Raw genomic sequence first — 13,518 nt, 5'->3', positions numbered from 1 at the left:
GCCCACCGCTGGCAGCTGGCACTCGTGTTACGCTGGATCGACGGCATACCGCGCCCGCGACGTTTGCCATACCCCGTCCCGATCCGCCAGGACCAACCCCTCCCGGGCGGCCGGCACGGCCATACCCCAGCCTTCGCGCAGCATCGTCGCGACTTCGGCCATGGTGTAGGGAAAAAGCTCCACGGGCCGGTCCAATGGCGGGTAGGGGATCGGCATGCGACGGTGAAACGGAAGATTGGATCGATCAAGGACGATCAACACGTCGACGTCGCTGTGCGCCGTGGCGTCGCCTCGTGCCATGGAGCCGAACAGGACAACGGCCTGCACCGTCCGGTCCTGCTCCAGCAGTCCGGCGGCCCAGCTCCGTAGCTGGCCGAGGACGGCGTTGCGGTCAAGTTTCCAGACCTTGACCTGCACAGTGTTCCACCACCTTACGAGCCAATCGAACGGCTTCCTTGGCATCCCTCAAGGAATAGTGCACGGCTGCGGGTCCGGCAGGTGAGCTTCAGGGTACCGCGTCGGTATGAAGAGCCGATCCAAGAGGCTTACGCTCTCGATGAAGCCCCTACTAGGCCGGGCCGTATAGGGCAGGTTCTCCAAGAGGACACGAACGGAGTGCCCCCAGGCGACTTGGCCCTTGAAGAGGTGAAGAGCCTTGAGAGCCGCCTCGGCTGCCTGGTGCGCAGCAAAACACGCCCAGGCGTAATCGCCCATCTCAACGCTGTTTTCGGCATGGCGCAGGTTCATGCGCGCCTGTTCAAACCAGTCTCGGGCCCGGTTCACAGCCGGTGACCTCCATAGTGGCTATGGGTTTGGTATGGAACGGTAGGTCACTCAATGGGCAGCCACATGTAACTATTGTATCCATGAAGCTTACGGATTCGGCCATGGTATCGATCAGACGCCGTAGCGGAATGGGTCGGCCGCCACCCCAGGCGGTTGCAATGACGTTGTTTGTCATCCCCCAGCATGTTACCCTTGTGAAAGATGGATACGGCAATTGCTGGATTGCCAGAAGGGAGAGGCATGATGCCCCCGTTGCCACGGATCGCCGTCATCCTGGCGGGCGGTGAAGGCCGCCGGCTGTGGCCCGCCAGCACGCCCCAGCGTCCCAAGCAGTTCCTCCGGCTCTTTGGCGGGAAGACCCTGCTCGAAGCCACGTGGGAGCGGGCCCGCGCCGTCCCGGGGATCGAGGACGTCTGGGTCGTCACCGGCGCCGCCTACGCCGGCCTGACCCGCCAGGTGCTGCCGTCGCTGGCGCCCGAGCACCTGGTGATCGAGCCGTCGGGGAAGAACACGGCGCCCGCCCTGGCCCTGGTGGCGGGCCATGTGGCGCGCCGGTATGGCGACGCCACGGTGCTGGTTCTTCCGGCAGATCACTACATCCCGGACGTAGAGGCCTTTGCTCGCGCCGCCGCCCGCGCCCTGGACGCCGCGGAAGCCGCCGAGGGGCTCGTGACCTTCGGCATCCAGCCCACCCGCCCGGAGACGCAGTACGGCTACATCGAATTGGAGGAACCCGGCACCGGGGACCGGGGCGAAGCCGAGGCCGCGGCCGCGGCCCCGGCGTCGGCGTCGGCCCTCGATCCCGAGGGACCCGGCGGCCTCCGCAACAGGGGCGGCGTCGCGGCGGCGAACGACCCGGGAGCCGGGGGCGGCGGTGGGAGCGACGGGGTGACGGCCGCCGTGCCCGTTCGCCGGTTCGTCGAGAAACCCGGCCCCGAACAGGCGGCGGCCTTCCTGGCCGCGGGGCGCTACCTCTGGAACAGCGGGATGTTCGCCTGGCGCAACAGCGTCTTCGGGGCAGAGCTGGCGCGCCTGGCGCCCGATCTGGCGCGGCTGGCCGCCCGTATCGCGGCCGGAGAGCCCCAGCGGCTCTGGGAGGCCGGCTGGCATGCCCTCCCCTCCATTTCCGTCGACTACGCCGTGCTGGAGCGGGCCCGGCAGATCCTGTGCATCCGCGGGGAGTTTGCCTGGGACGATTTGGGTTCCTGGCTGGCTATCGAGCGCCACGGGACCCCCGACGAACACGGCAACGTGGTGATGGGCGCCGGGCCGGCGGTGGTGGAGGGATCGTCTGGCGTCACCGTCCTGACCGAAGAACTGCCCGCGGTGGTCCTGGGGGTGCGGGACCTGGTGCTGGCGGCGACCCGGGACGGCGTCCTGGTGGCGGGGAAGGACAGCATCGAGGGGCTGCGCCAGGCCTTGACCACCCTGGAGCAGAGGCTGCGGCACCTGGCGCGGGCCGGCGGGTTGCCGGTGGTGGAACCGGCTCCCGTGGCGGCCGGCCGGGAGCCCCGCTGAGGCGCCCGGCCACCCGCGTCGAACCTTGACCCCGAATGCCCCCGGCGCCTTGTCCGAATGGATTGAACGGGTTGAATTGGGATCCACCGGGGTCGTCGGATGTGCCTGTGAATCAAAGGGAGGGTCGTCCCTTGCCGCAAACCGTCCGCAAGGCCGTGATCCCGGCGGCGGGTCTCGGCACCCGCTTCCTGCCGGCCACCAAGGCCCAGCCCAAGGAGATGCTGCCCGTCGTCGACAAGCCCATCATCCAGTACGTGGTGGAAGAGGCGGTGGCCGCCGGGATCGACGACATCCTGATCGTCACGGGCCGCGGCAAACGCGCCATCGAAGACCACTTCGACCGCTCCGTCGAGCTGGAGTGGCACCTGGAGCGCGGCAACAAGGACGAGATGCTGGAGTGGGTGCGGTATATCGCGGACCTGGCCGACGTGCACTTCGTGCGCCAGAAGGAGCCGCTGGGACTGGGCCACGCCGTCCTGCAGGCCCGTCGCCACGTGGGCGATGAGCCCTTTGCCGTCCTCCTTGGCGACGAGATCTTCATCGGGGAAGAACCGGCCCTGTCCGAGCTCATCGCCCGCCACCGGGAGACGGGGGCCAGCGTGGTGGCGGTGCGGGAGGTGCCCCGGGAGCAGGTGCGCCGCTACGGCGTGGTGGACGGGGAGCCGGTGGGCGAGCGGCTGTTCCGGGTCCGGGACATGGTGGAGAAGCCCGACCCCGCCGAGGCCCCCTCGAACCTGGCCATCGTCGGCCGGTACATCATCGAGCCGGAGATCTTCGACCTGCTGGAGCGGGTGGGGCGCGGCAAGAACGACGAGATCCAGTTGACCGATGCCCTGCGGCTGCTGGCCCAGAGCCAGGCCGTCTACGCCTATCAGGTCCAGTCGCGCCGGTACGACGTGGGGGAGAAGCTGGGCTTTTTGCAGGCGACGGTGGAGTTCGCCCTGATGCGGCCCGAGCTGGCGCCCGACTTCCGCGACTACCTGGTGGGGCTGGTGGAGGAGCTTAAGGCGGGCCGCTGGCCGGGGGTCGAACAGGCCGCGGCCACGCGGCAGGCCGGGCCGGCGCCGCTCCGGCGGCCGCGGTAGCGTCCCCCTTGGGAAGAATGGTCCATCCGGCGGCCGAGTCCGCCGAGTACGGTGAAGGCATCGCGGTCGGGGACGCCAGATCGCTGGTAGGGGGGCCCGAGCGGTGGGGCGCAGCAGCGCGGGAACGGGGGAAGGCGGGGGCGATCCGATGGAGCGGATCCAAGTCGCCGGTGCCGTCAACGCCCTGTGGCTGGTCGCCTTCTTGCTGATCCGCTACCTGGCGGAAGACGGACCGGCGGCTGTTGTTTTACCCGGGGTGAGCACCTCCGCCCGGCTCTTCGGGTGGGTCGTGCCCATGGGCCTGATCGTATTCCTAGTTGCATGGGGCGGGTACGCCCTCGGCCGGGCGGCGGCCCGCCGGGAGCGGTAGCCAGCCGGTCCCGGCGGGGCCCCAACGCCGGTAACAGCCGGACTGGCCATTCAGCCGCCCCATGGGCGCGTTCCGGCGCATTGCCGGGCTGGTTTTGGGCCGGTTCCACCCACGGGTCGGGTTCCGGGAGGACGACCCGCTAGACGAGGTAGTGCTCCGGGCCGTGCGCGGCCACGACATCCCCGTGGTGGTGGACTTCGACTTCGGGCACACCGACCCGATGTTGTCCTTGCCGCTGGGGGTGCGGGCAAGGTTGGAAGCGGCGCCGGACCGTCCGCGGCTCTTCCTGCTCGAACCGGCGGTGGTGTAGGCACGCCGGTCGCGTCGCGGGCTCATCGGCGCGCCGGGTCATCCCGGACGAACGCGGCCGCCTTCCGCGGGTCGACGTTGCGGCCCGTCACCACCACGACCATCTGTCGCGGTTTGGGGAGGGGGCTGCCTAGAGCCCACGGGAAGACGCCGTGCAGCGTGGCGGGGCTGCGACGACCACCGGCGGCTGCGCCGCCCGCACCGTTGCCACCCTCGCAACTGATGCCGCCGGCAGTCTCCCGAACCGCCTCGCGATGCGGGCCCATCTCGCGACCCGCCTCGAGAAGGGCCGCCACGGCCGTGGCGGCACCGCCTTCCACCAGCAGGCCGTGCTCCTCCAGCATGAAGGCCATGGCCCGAGCGATGGCTTCTTCGGAGACCAGCACGGCATCGGTGGCCAGTTCGCTGACCAATCTGAAGGTCCAGCGGTTGTCCAGGCCGATGCCGCCCACCAGGCTGTCGGCCAGGCTGGGTTCTTCCGGCAGGGTGATGGGCTGGCCGGCGCGGAGGCTGTGGAACATGACCGGCCCCCGTTCCATGGAGACGCCGATCAGCTGGGGGGCCGTAACGGGCCGCCTCAGGCCCGCGGCAGCCGCCGGCCGTGGGCTTGTGGTGCCGGCGGGTTGCGTGACCGCGACGCCCGGCGGGTCACCGGTCCCGCCTCGCCCGACGTGCCGCAGGGCGAGCCCCACGCCCGACAATAGCCCGCCCCCCGACAGCGGAACGATGACCGCGTCCACATCCGGCAAGTCGTCCAGGATCTCCAGACCCACGGTGCCCTGGCCGGCGATGACGTCGGGATCGTCGAAGGGATGAACCGGCACCAGCCCCTGCTCGGCGGCCAGGCGGGCGCAGAGGGCCTCGGCGTCGTCCTGGGTGGGGGCGAAGACCAGTTCCGCGCCCAGGCGGCGGATGGCCTCCAGCTTGAGGGGCGGGACGCCCTGGGAGACGCACACCACGGCCCGCAGGCCCAGCCGCCGGGCCACGTAAGCCACCGCCCGGCCGTGGTTGCCGGTGGAGAAGGTCACGACGCCGGGGACAGGGCGACGGGGCGCCGGGTCCGACGCCGGGGCACCCGCCGGCCTGCCGTGGCCGGGACGATCCGATACCGCCAGGCGCACCACCTTGCTGGCCGCGCCGCGGAGCTTGAAGGAGCCCGTGGGCTGAAGGGTCTCGAGCTTGAGGTAGACCTCCGCTCCGAGCCGCTCCGACAGCGCGGGGGAGGGGATCAGGGGAGTGCGGACGGCGATGCCGGCGATGCGGGCCCGGGCGGCGAGGAGTTCCTCGCGCCAGGCCGGGTCATCCGCCAGGTGCTGGCGCTCCGGGTCCGGGGCGCCCTGGTTGGGCGCCTCCGGGTTCGCATCCCTAGGGGATGGGGCCCCCGGGTTCGTGCCGCCGGCGGGCACGCCCAAAGGCGGCTGGTTCGTCAGGGACATGGGCCGGCCTCCTCGGCTGACTTCGTTTGTATCAATGAGCCCCTGGATCAGTGCGCTCCTTCGAGATGCCAATGGCGAGTCGCTGCTAGGTGACCTGGCTGACCTGGGTCGGTCGATCCCTCGCCAGGCTACCTGGGCTGCACCGGGACGTCAATCGGCACCGGCACGATGGCCCGCCGCACCGGCGCGGGCGGGACGCCGGCGGTCGAAGGCGGAACCGTCGGTCAACGGGTACCGGGTCCGCGGTGACAACGAACAAGCCGGTCAGGCCGTCGCGCGACGGCTTGGCCGCGGCCGTCATCGCGGCCGCCCGGGCCGCCGGATAACGAACAAGCCGGTCAGGCCGTAGTCCGGCCGTTCGTGGTGGTATGCTGGAAGTAAGCGACTTGGTCCGGGGATTGACGGCTTCCTCCATCGACCGTTCCGGTGGAACGGTGCAACGGAAAGGCGGGGAGTGGGCATGGCGCGGCCGGAGCATCTTGAGGACCTCATCCGGCGGCTGCGCGCCGTTCTGATCCAGGCAGAAGATGTGCGCTCGGCCTGGCTCTTTGGGTCGGTCGCCCGGGGCCAGGACCGCAGCGATTCGGACGTCGACGTGGCCGTCTGGATGCGGGCCCGTCCCGACTTCGAGCGCTTTGCGGCCCTTCAGCTGCGCCTCGAGCAGGCCGTCCACCGCCCGGTTGACCTGGTGGTCCTCAACGACGGCAACCCCCTCGTGGCGCAGGACGCTGTCCGCGGCATCCCGCTCCTTACCCGGGACGCATATGGCGAACTGGAATTCGTCCTGGATGTGGACCGCCAAGCCGAGGATTTCCGGCTTTTTCTGGAGTCGTTCTGGGAGGAGCGGCGGCGGGCCGCGAAGGAGGCACGGCGGTGAACCTCACTCCTTCGCAGCAGCACGGAATCAGGGTCCGTATTGATTTTGCACGGCAAGAACTTGATGACTTACAGCGGTACAGAGAACTCACATGGCTGCAGTACCAGTCTGACCGGGACGCCCGCCGCATCGTGGAGCGCATCATCGAAAACGTGGCCAATGCGTTGCTTGACATCAGTAAGATTCTGCTGTCGTCGCTGGGTCAGCCTACGCCCGGAACGTACCGGGAGATCATGCTCGCCCTCGCGGCGGCCGAGCTGGCGCCGGAGGATCTGGCGCAGGACCTGGCAACCCTTGCCGGATTGCGGAACACCCTGGCACACCGGTACCTGGACTACAAGTGGGACGGCATCCGCTGGTTCCTCGGGCACGGCATGGACCGCGTCACGCAGTGGCTGAACCGGTGCGAGGAACTGCTGCCCGGCGACAGTGATTCGTGAATGGAAGGGTGGGGCTGGTGCGGGAGCGGGCCCGTCCCCCCGACCGGCCCCACACCCCGCACCCCAACCCCGCGCCCCGCGCTCCGCGTAATTACCTCGTAACGGCCTCCGTCCCCGGCCTCCGTCACCGCCCCGATGCCCGCTACGCCCCCCTGCCGTCCCATCCTCGCCGGGGGAGAGCCCATGGCTCCGACCTCCGGCCTCCGTCCCGACCTGCGTGCCGCCCGGGCGCTTGTACGTTCTACCCGTGCCACACCTCGCGCAGGACCCGCAGGGTGTTGCCGCCGATCACCTTTTTGATCTCGTCGTCGGAGTAGTTGTGCTTGACGAGCCAGCGTACGATGTTGGGCCACGCCTCGGCGATGTTCTCAAGACCCCGCACGTAGGGCACATGGGGATGGTCCTCGCCCGCCGCCTTGCTGGCGCCGATGGACAGGTGGGCGGCGAAGGCCTTGTGCAGCGCCACGTGATCGCCGAAGAGCAGGTCGGGCCCGAAGGTCACGTGGTCGATGCCCACCAGCTCCACGCAGTACTCGAAGTGCTCCATCACCGACTCGATGCTGTGCTCGGGGTGGTTGCGGGTCAAGGTGGTGTGGGGAGCCGCCTCGATGCCGATGACCCCGCCCCGCTCGGCGCAGGCCTTGATCACCTCGTCGGGCTTGAGCCGCCGGCTGGGCCAGAGGGCCCGGGCGCCGGCGTGGGTGATGAACACCGGCTTCTTGCTGTGCTGGATCGTATCCAGGGCCGTCTGGTCGCCCGAGTGGGAGACGTCGATGGCGATGCCCAGCTTGTTCATCCGCTCGACAGCCTGCCGGCCGAAGACCGTCAGCCCGCCGTCCCGCGGCTCCCGCAGGCCGCACCCCAGGGCGTTCCCTTCGCTGTAGGCGATGCCCATCATGCGGATGCCCAGCCCGTACAGCACGTCCAGCCGGTCCAGCTCGTTCTCGATGGGCGTGGCCGCCTCCAGGCTGGGGATCAAGGCCACCCGGCCCTCGGCGTGGGCGCGCAGGATGTCGTCGACCCGCTCGGCCCGGATCACGAAGTCCTGGTGGGCCAGGTCGGCAAAGCGCATGCCGATGTCGTGGATGATGTCGGTCCACTTCCAGCCCATCTTGGAGGTGATGGTGGCGGCGCCGTTGAGGAAGTTCTCGCACACGGCATCGAGCCCCGACGCCGCCAGGCCTTCGTACCCGGTGAAGATCCGGCCCTCGCGGATGTAGTCGAACACCTGGGAGACATCGTCGGGGATCACCATCAGGTGCTCGTGGAGGGAGATCACCACGTTCTCAGCCAGCAGCCGCTGGACCCGCTGCTCCTGGGTGTCCGAGACCTCGACCACGTAGGGCGAGACCCGGTCGATCTCCTTGGCCAGGACGAAGGGCCGGTAATCCACGCCCGGCTCGAGGAACTGGAAGGAGCGGTAACCGTCGTAGCGCTTCTTCTTCGCCAGGGGACCTTGGGGAGTGGGGTTGCTCACAAGACCGCTTCCTTTCTCGCTTGCCTTTTGCGGGTTCCCTATTTGCGTCGCATCACGAACTCCAGGAGAAACTCGCGCACCACCTGGCGGAAGGTCTCCGGTTCCTCCACCTGGGGGGAATGGCCGCTGCGCTCGAAGACCACCAGGCGGGCCTTGGGGATCAGCCGGGCGATCTCCTCCGAAGCCTCCAGGGGGGTGATCCAGTCGTGCCGGCCGCAGATCACCAGGGTCGGCACCTGGATCTCGGGGAGCCGGTTCGTCAGGTCGAACTGGGGCTGGTTGCGGGAGAAGGCCCAGTTGTGGGTCTCGTGCCGGAAGCGGATCCGCTCCAGCTTGGCCCGGGCCCGCTCCGGGTCGTGGTCGTAGTCGTAAAGGGGCAGGATCGCCGCGTAGCAGGCGCGGAAGTCCTCGTCGTCCCGGACCTGGCCGGCGAAGAGGCGGGCGAGCATCTCCCGGTCGACCCCCGGCAGGTTGCGGGCCAGGGCCGTCTGGATCGCCTTCTCCTGGTAGCGGTTGCTGGCCGCCGTGTCCCGCAGGATCAGGGCGTACAGGTTCTCCGGGTACCGCAGGGCGTACTCCAGCGCCAGGTGCCCTCCGTAGGACCCGCCGGCCAGGACCATCTTGCCGAGGCCCAGATGCTGCCGGAGCCCCTCGATGTCGGCGACCCATTGCTCGTGGCTGTAGGGGGGCGCCCCCTCCGACTCGCCGGAGCCCCGCTGATCGAAGCAGACCAGCTTCATCCCCAGTTCGGTGAAGGGGAGGAAGGTCTCCCGATCGCCGGCGCGGCTGCCCAGGCCCGGGCCGCCGTGCAGGGTCAGCAGGGGCACGCCCTCGCCGAAGACCTCGTAGACCAGTTCGACCCCGTTGATCCGGGCACGCAGGGGACCTTCGGGCATGGTCTCACCTCCACGATGGTTTTACTAGATCAACCAATTTGACCTAGCGATGTGCCGTGGATTCGGCATCGCGCAGGCTGCTCCTCCTGCCCGCCGTCGATTGCAGGCAAAAATTTTTCGAAATCCTCCGGGGACGCAGCAGGAACCGGCGCCCCCGGGGCGAATCGGTAGGGACTAATCCGGCGGTTGAACACGCCGCTATGGTTTATCTAGTCAAATATCCCAGCCCCCGGCGTTCGGCAGCGCCCGGCGTTCCATCCTTCCGCCCGGCGCCGGGGGCCGGTGGAAAGGGGGGAGGACCGTGACGGGGAGGAACGGCCCGCCGGACGACGGGCACCCCGGGACCGCCGGCCGGGGCAAGGTGGCCGGCGGGGACCTTGAAAACGCGGGCCAGAACCCAGGGGGCGCGGGGGGCCTGGCGCCCGGCCACCGGGCCGGCCGGGCCGGGACGGGCCCGGCACGGTCCGGGAGCGCCCGCCAGGGGAAGGGCGGGGCGCGGGAGGGCTACGTGATCCACGCGGTCGTCAAGGCGCTGGACGTCCTCTTCGCCTTCCGCGAGCCGCCCCACGAGCACAGCCTGGCCGACGTGGCCCGGATCACCGGTCTGGGGAAGAACCAGTGCTTCCGCTGCCTCAAGACCCTGGAGGCCTACGGGCTCGTCCGCCTTGGGGACCACGGCCGGTACGTCCTGACGCCGATGCTGCTCAGCCTGGCCGTCCTGGCGGCGGAGGAACGCTCCCTGATCCGGGTCGCCCAGCCCATCCTGGACCGGCTGGCGGCGGAGACGGGGGAGACGGTCCACCTGATCGCCCTGGTCGACGGCATGGCCGTGGTGATCGACCGGCGGGACGGGCCCGCGGGCCTGCGCCTGGCCACGCCCTTGGGCGCCCGTAGCCCGCTCCACGCGGGGGCCGTTCCCAAGGCGATGCTGGCCTTCATGCCGGAGGCCGAGCAGAACCGGGTCCTGGACATGCTGCCCTTCCTGCCCCGCTACACCGAGCGGACGGTGGTCGACCCGCAGCAGCTGCGGGCGGAGCTGGCGGAGATCCGGCGGCGGGGCTACGCGATCAGCGACGAGGACATCGAGACCGGGGCGCGAGGGGTCGGCGCACCGATCTTCGACGCCCGGGGCCGGGTGGTGGCGGGGGTCAGCGCGGGGGGACCTTCCCTCCGGATACCCCGCGAGCGGCTCGAGCACCTGGGCGAACTGGTGCGGCTGGCGGCCCGGGACATCTCCCGCCAGCTGGGGTACGCCGGGGCGGTGGGGGCCGCGGCGGGTTCCGGCTGAGCCAAGCCGGTGGTTTAGGGCTGAACAAGCCTGAACGAGCCATTGGAAAGGGGCATGGGACCGTGCAGGGGGCATGGGACGTGCAGCATGGGGGGCAGCCCAAGGGCGGCCCCCGGGCATCGCATTCAACAAGACAGACGTCGCCTTCGGCAGGACCAGGGAAGGCCTGGCGGCGCTGGGCCGCGGGCCTTCTGGTGGCGGCAGCAGCCCTTCTGGCCGCGTGCGGCGGCCCGGGGGGCGGAACCGGCGTCGACAGCGGCGGTGGAACCGGCGGCAGCGGCGGGGCGGGCGGCACCACGGGCGGCCAGGCCGCGTTCAACCCCAACGCCACCGTCACCCTGGTGACGCCGGCCGACCCGACCTTCAACCCGTGGCATCCCAACGCCTATGCGGAGTCCAACGTCATCAACGAGATGATCTTCCCCGGCCTGACCCGGTGGGACGAGCACATGAAGCCGGTGCCCCACCTGGCCACCGAGTGGAGCGTCTCCGACGACGGTCTCGTCTGGACCTTCAAGCTGCGGGAAGGGGTCAAGTGGTCCGACGGCCAGCCGTTCACCGCCGACGACGTGGCCTTCACCTTCAACGAGATCGCGCTGAACCCCGATCTCGGCGCCAACCACAGCAGCGAGTACAAGGCGGTGGAGAAGGTGGTCGCCGTCGACCCCCACACCGTCGAGTTCCACCTCAAGGAACCCTTCGCCTCGCTGCCGTCGTACCTGACGTACTACTCCGGGATCCTGCCCAAGCACGTCTTCGAGGGCGTCAAGGACCCCTGGAGCTTGAACGACTTCAACAAGAAGAACCCCATCGGCACGGGGCCCTTCATGGTGGCCGAGTACGTCTCGGGCTCCCACGTGCGCCTGGTGCCCAACCCCAACTACTGGGGCGAGAAGCCCAAGGTCAAGGACGTGGTGATCCGCATCGTCCCCGACGTCAACGCCCAGATCGCCCAGCTGCTGGCCGGCGAGGTGGACATGCTGTCCATCGACGACCCGACGTTGCTGGACAAGCTCCAGAACAACCCCAACCTGGAGCTGGAGCGGGTGCTGACCAACGTCTACTACTTCGTCGCCCTCAACCAGGACGACCCCCGCTTCCAGGACAAGCGGGTGCGCCAGGCCCTGTCCTACGCCATCGACAAGGAGGCCATGATCCAGAACCTGCTCAAGGGTTACGGGCAGGTGGCCACCGGGCCGATCCCGCCCCTGCAGGCCGAGTACTACAACGGCGACGTGGCCCGCTACCCCTATGATCCTGAGAAGGCGAAGGCCTTGCTGGCCGAGGCCGGCTGGACACCGGGGCCCGACGGCATCCTGCAGAAGGACGGCAAGCCTTTCCACATCACGATGACCGCGGCCCAGATGCGCCAGCTGGTGCCCGCCACCTTGCTGGTCCAGCAGTGGTGGAAGGACCTGGGCATCCAGGTGGACGTGGACGTCCTCGACTGGAACAGCTACATCGAGAAGGCCATCGTCAACCGGGACTACGAGGCGACCCTGGCCTGGTGGTCGACGCCGGCGGACCCCGACGTCTACCCCTACTACGCCTCGGAGGCGGCGGGCCGCGGCAACAACATCCCCAACTACCGCAACCCCGCCCTGGACGACCTGCTCCGCCGCGGGCGCGCCGCGACCAGCGAGGAGGAGCGCAAGGCGATCTACGCCGAGGCCCAGGCGCTGATGGCGGAGGAGCTGCCCTACCTCTACCTGTGGTGGCCCGAGAGCATCGTGGTCTACAACAAGGCGCTCCACGTGCCGCCGGGCAGCTACGCGGTCAAGGGGCTCTACGTGGACGAGTGGTACAAGACCCGCTGACGCGACCGGGCCCTGGGGCCCGGCCCCGGGGAGCCGCGGCCCGGATGAACCGGCCGGCGCCATGGGCGGACGAACCGGCCGGCGGCGGGCGAACCGGCCGGGCCCCGGGCCCGTCGTGGCGGGCAGCCCGGCCGGTCCCAGGGCCGAGGGGGCAGGTGGCCGGGCCGGGCCCCGGGCCCGCAGCGGCAGCGGCCCGGCCGGTTCCACCCGGTCCTAGGCGGGGGAGGTGCAACGGAAGCCATGACGGCCATTCGCTTTGCCGGGCGGCGGTTGCTCCAGGGCCTGGTGGTCCTCTGGGTCATCACCGTGGTGACCTTCCTGCTGGTCAACGTGGCCCCGGGCGGCCCCGGCGCCGTGATGCGCATGGAGACCACGGCCGAGCAGCGGGAGGCGCTGATCCGCCAGCTGGGGCTCGACCAGCCGCTGCCCGTGCGCTACGCCCGCTGGCTGGGGGACGCCCTGCAGGGCGACTTCGGCCAGTCGATGAACAGCCGCGAGCCGGTGATGCCCCTGGTGCTGGAGCGGCTGGGCAACACGGCGGTCCTGGCCGCCGCCACCCTGGCCCTGTCCCTGGTGGTGGGGCTGGCGCTGGGCATGGCCGCCGCCCTCCGGCGGGGGTCGTGGATCGACCACCTGGCGACCTTGATCTCGACCTTCGGGGTGTCGGTGCCCGACTTCTGGTTCGGCATCCTCTTGATCATGGCCCTTTCGGTGCGGTGGAACCTGCTGCCCAGCGGGGGCATGGCCACCGTGGGGGCCGAGTTCTCCCTGGCGGATCGCCTCCGGCACCTGGTCATGCCGGCCTTCGTGCTGATGCTGGTGATCCTGCCCAACATCCTGCGCTTCGTGCGGTCGTCCCTGCTGGAGGTGTTGCACCAGGACTTCATCCGCACGGCGCGGGCCAAGGGGGCCGGGCCGGCGCGCATCATCCTGGCCCACGCCCTGCGCAACGCCCTGATCCCCGTGCTGACCATGCTGGGCCTTCTGATCCCGGCCCTCTTAGGCGGCTCGGTGATCGCCGAGAGCGTCTTCGCCTGGCCTGGCATGGGCCGGCTGGCCGTCGAGGCGGCCATGGGCCGGGACTACCCGGTGATCATGGCGGTGACGGTGGTGGCGGGCGTCGTGGTGGTCCTGACGAACCTGGTCGTCGACCTGGCCTACTCCCTGGTCGACCCGCGGATCCGCCATGCCGCCGGGTGAAGCCGCCGGGAAAGGGGGA

14 protein-coding genes are annotated in these 13,518 nt (G+C 69.9%); 9 read left to right on the top strand and 5 right to left on the bottom strand.

The genetic code is table 11. The annotated features are described in order from the left end of the window. Window positions 1–27: 27 nt before the first annotated feature. Together ACYQ02_RS04740 and ACYQ02_RS04735 are read right to left on the bottom strand one after the other, a co-directional pair. Window positions 28–417, bottom strand: coding sequence for a nucleotidyltransferase domain-containing protein (locus ACYQ02_RS04740; RefSeq protein WP_460039293.1), 390 nt, complete (start codon window positions 415–417; stop codon window positions 28–30). A gap of 48 nt (window positions 418–465) precedes the next feature. Beyond that, on the bottom strand, window positions 466–714 hold the full coding sequence (locus ACYQ02_RS04735) for a HEPN domain-containing protein (protein WP_460039403.1): 249 nt from the start codon (window positions 712–714) through the stop codon (window positions 466–468). 312 nt (window positions 715–1,026) lie between these two features. Here ACYQ02_RS04735 and ACYQ02_RS04730 point away from each other — a divergent pair, with 312 nt between their 5' ends. From ACYQ02_RS04730 to ACYQ02_RS04715, 4 genes are all read left to right on the top strand, one after another. Then, window positions 1,027–2,304: a mannose-1-phosphate guanylyltransferase gene (locus tag ACYQ02_RS04730; protein ID WP_460039292.1), complete on the top strand. Its 1,278-nt coding sequence runs from the start codon at window positions 1,027–1,029 to the stop codon at window positions 2,302–2,304. 131 nt (window positions 2,305–2,435) lie between these two features. Continuing rightward, entirely contained in the window at window positions 2,436–3,389 is a 954-nt protein-coding gene (gene galU, locus ACYQ02_RS04725; protein WP_460039291.1) for a UTP--glucose-1-phosphate uridylyltransferase GalU, read from the top strand. Between the two features lie 103 nt (window positions 3,390–3,492). Then, entirely contained in the window at window positions 3,493–3,759 is a 267-nt protein-coding gene (locus ACYQ02_RS04720) for a hypothetical protein (protein WP_460039290.1), read from the top strand. Window positions 3,760–3,820: 61 nt separating this feature from the next. Then, a complete protein-coding gene (locus tag ACYQ02_RS04715) occupies window positions 3,821–4,069 on the top strand; it encodes a hypothetical protein (protein ID WP_460039289.1) in 249 nt (82 codons plus the stop codon). A gap of 22 nt (window positions 4,070–4,091) precedes the next feature. On the opposite strand, the gene ACYQ02_RS04710 is transcribed toward ACYQ02_RS04715, so the two are convergent. Continuing rightward, window positions 4,092–5,504 (bottom strand): pyridoxal-phosphate dependent enzyme, encoded by a 1,413-nt coding sequence (locus tag ACYQ02_RS04710; protein ID WP_460039288.1) that lies wholly within the window; start codon window positions 5,502–5,504, stop codon window positions 4,092–4,094. 460 nt (window positions 5,505–5,964) lie between these two features. Between ACYQ02_RS04710 and mntA the strand changes: the two genes are divergently transcribed. Together mntA and hepT are read left to right on the top strand one after the other, a co-directional pair. Then, on the top strand, window positions 5,965–6,381 hold the full coding sequence (mntA, locus tag ACYQ02_RS04705; protein ID WP_460039287.1) for a type VII toxin-antitoxin system MntA family adenylyltransferase antitoxin: 417 nt from the start codon (window positions 5,965–5,967) through the stop codon (window positions 6,379–6,381). Continuing rightward, entirely contained in the window at window positions 6,378–6,821 is a 444-nt protein-coding gene (gene hepT / locus ACYQ02_RS04700; RefSeq protein WP_460039286.1) for a type VII toxin-antitoxin system HepT family RNase toxin, read from the top strand. The genes mntA and hepT overlap by 4 nt, the downstream gene beginning before the upstream one ends. Before the next feature lie 241 nt (window positions 6,822–7,062). On the opposite strand, the gene ACYQ02_RS04695 is transcribed toward hepT, so the two are convergent. Next, the gene (locus tag ACYQ02_RS04695; RefSeq protein ID WP_460039285.1) at window positions 7,063–8,298 is read right to left on the bottom strand and encodes a dipeptidase; all 1,236 of its coding nucleotides are present in this window, start codon (window positions 8,296–8,298) and stop codon (window positions 7,063–7,065) included. A 38-nt stretch (window positions 8,299–8,336) separates the two neighbouring features. Further along, complete coding sequence (locus ACYQ02_RS04690; RefSeq protein ID WP_460039284.1) at window positions 8,337–9,194, bottom strand: alpha/beta fold hydrolase; 858 nt, start codon at window positions 9,192–9,194, stop codon at window positions 8,337–8,339. A gap of 301 nt (window positions 9,195–9,495) precedes the next feature. Between ACYQ02_RS04690 and ACYQ02_RS04685 the strand changes: the two genes are divergently transcribed. The 3 genes from ACYQ02_RS04685 to ACYQ02_RS04675 all read left to right on the top strand — a co-directional run bounded on the left by ACYQ02_RS04685 (window position 9,496) and on the right by ACYQ02_RS04675 (window position 13,499). Further along, window positions 9,496–10,482 (top strand): IclR family transcriptional regulator, encoded by a 987-nt coding sequence (locus ACYQ02_RS04685; protein ID WP_460039283.1) that lies wholly within the window; start codon window positions 9,496–9,498, stop codon window positions 10,480–10,482. 194 nt (window positions 10,483–10,676) lie between these two features. Next, window positions 10,677–12,299 carry an ABC transporter substrate-binding protein gene (locus ACYQ02_RS04680; protein WP_460039282.1) on the top strand — a complete coding sequence of 541 codons (1,623 nt, stop codon included), beginning with the start codon at window positions 10,677–10,679 and terminating at the stop codon, window positions 12,297–12,299. Window positions 12,300–12,539: 240 nt separating this feature from the next. Continuing rightward, the gene (locus ACYQ02_RS04675) at window positions 12,540–13,499 is read left to right on the top strand and encodes an ABC transporter permease (RefSeq protein WP_460039281.1); all 960 of its coding nucleotides are present in this window, start codon (window positions 12,540–12,542) and stop codon (window positions 13,497–13,499) included. Window positions 13,500–13,518 lie beyond the last annotated feature (19 nt).

It is taken from the genome of Thermaerobacter litoralis (genome assembly GCF_054654595.1).
Note: the sequence above shows the minus strand (reverse complement) of the source record. Positions and strands in the feature narration are given on the sequence as shown.

What these genes read in the sequence shown, in the direction of transcription:
- ACYQ02_RS04675 (WP_460039281.1), top strand. Translation starts at nt 12,540, where the DNA reads ATGACGGCCATTCGCTTTGCCGGGCGGCGGTTGCTCCAGGGCCTGGTG.
- ACYQ02_RS04715 (WP_460039289.1), top strand. Translation starts at nt 3,821, where the DNA reads ATGGGCGCGTTCCGGCGCATTGCCGGGCTGGTTTTGGGCCGGTTCCAC.
- mntA (WP_460039287.1), top strand. Translation starts at nt 5,965, where the DNA reads ATGGCGCGGCCGGAGCATCTTGAGGACCTCATCCGGCGGCTGCGCGCC.
- ACYQ02_RS04710 (WP_460039288.1), bottom strand. Translation starts at nt 5,504, where the DNA reads ATGTCCCTGACGAACCAGCCGCCTTTGGGCGTGCCCGCCGGCGGCACG.
- ACYQ02_RS04735 (WP_460039403.1), bottom strand. Translation starts at nt 714, where the DNA reads ATGGGCGATTACGCCTGGGCGTGTTTTGCTGCGCACCAGGCAGCCGAG.
- ACYQ02_RS04730 (WP_460039292.1), top strand. Translation starts at nt 1,027, where the DNA reads ATGATGCCCCCGTTGCCACGGATCGCCGTCATCCTGGCGGGCGGTGAA.
- ACYQ02_RS04690 (WP_460039284.1), bottom strand. Translation starts at nt 9,194, where the DNA reads ATGCCCGAAGGTCCCCTGCGTGCCCGGATCAACGGGGTCGAACTGGTC.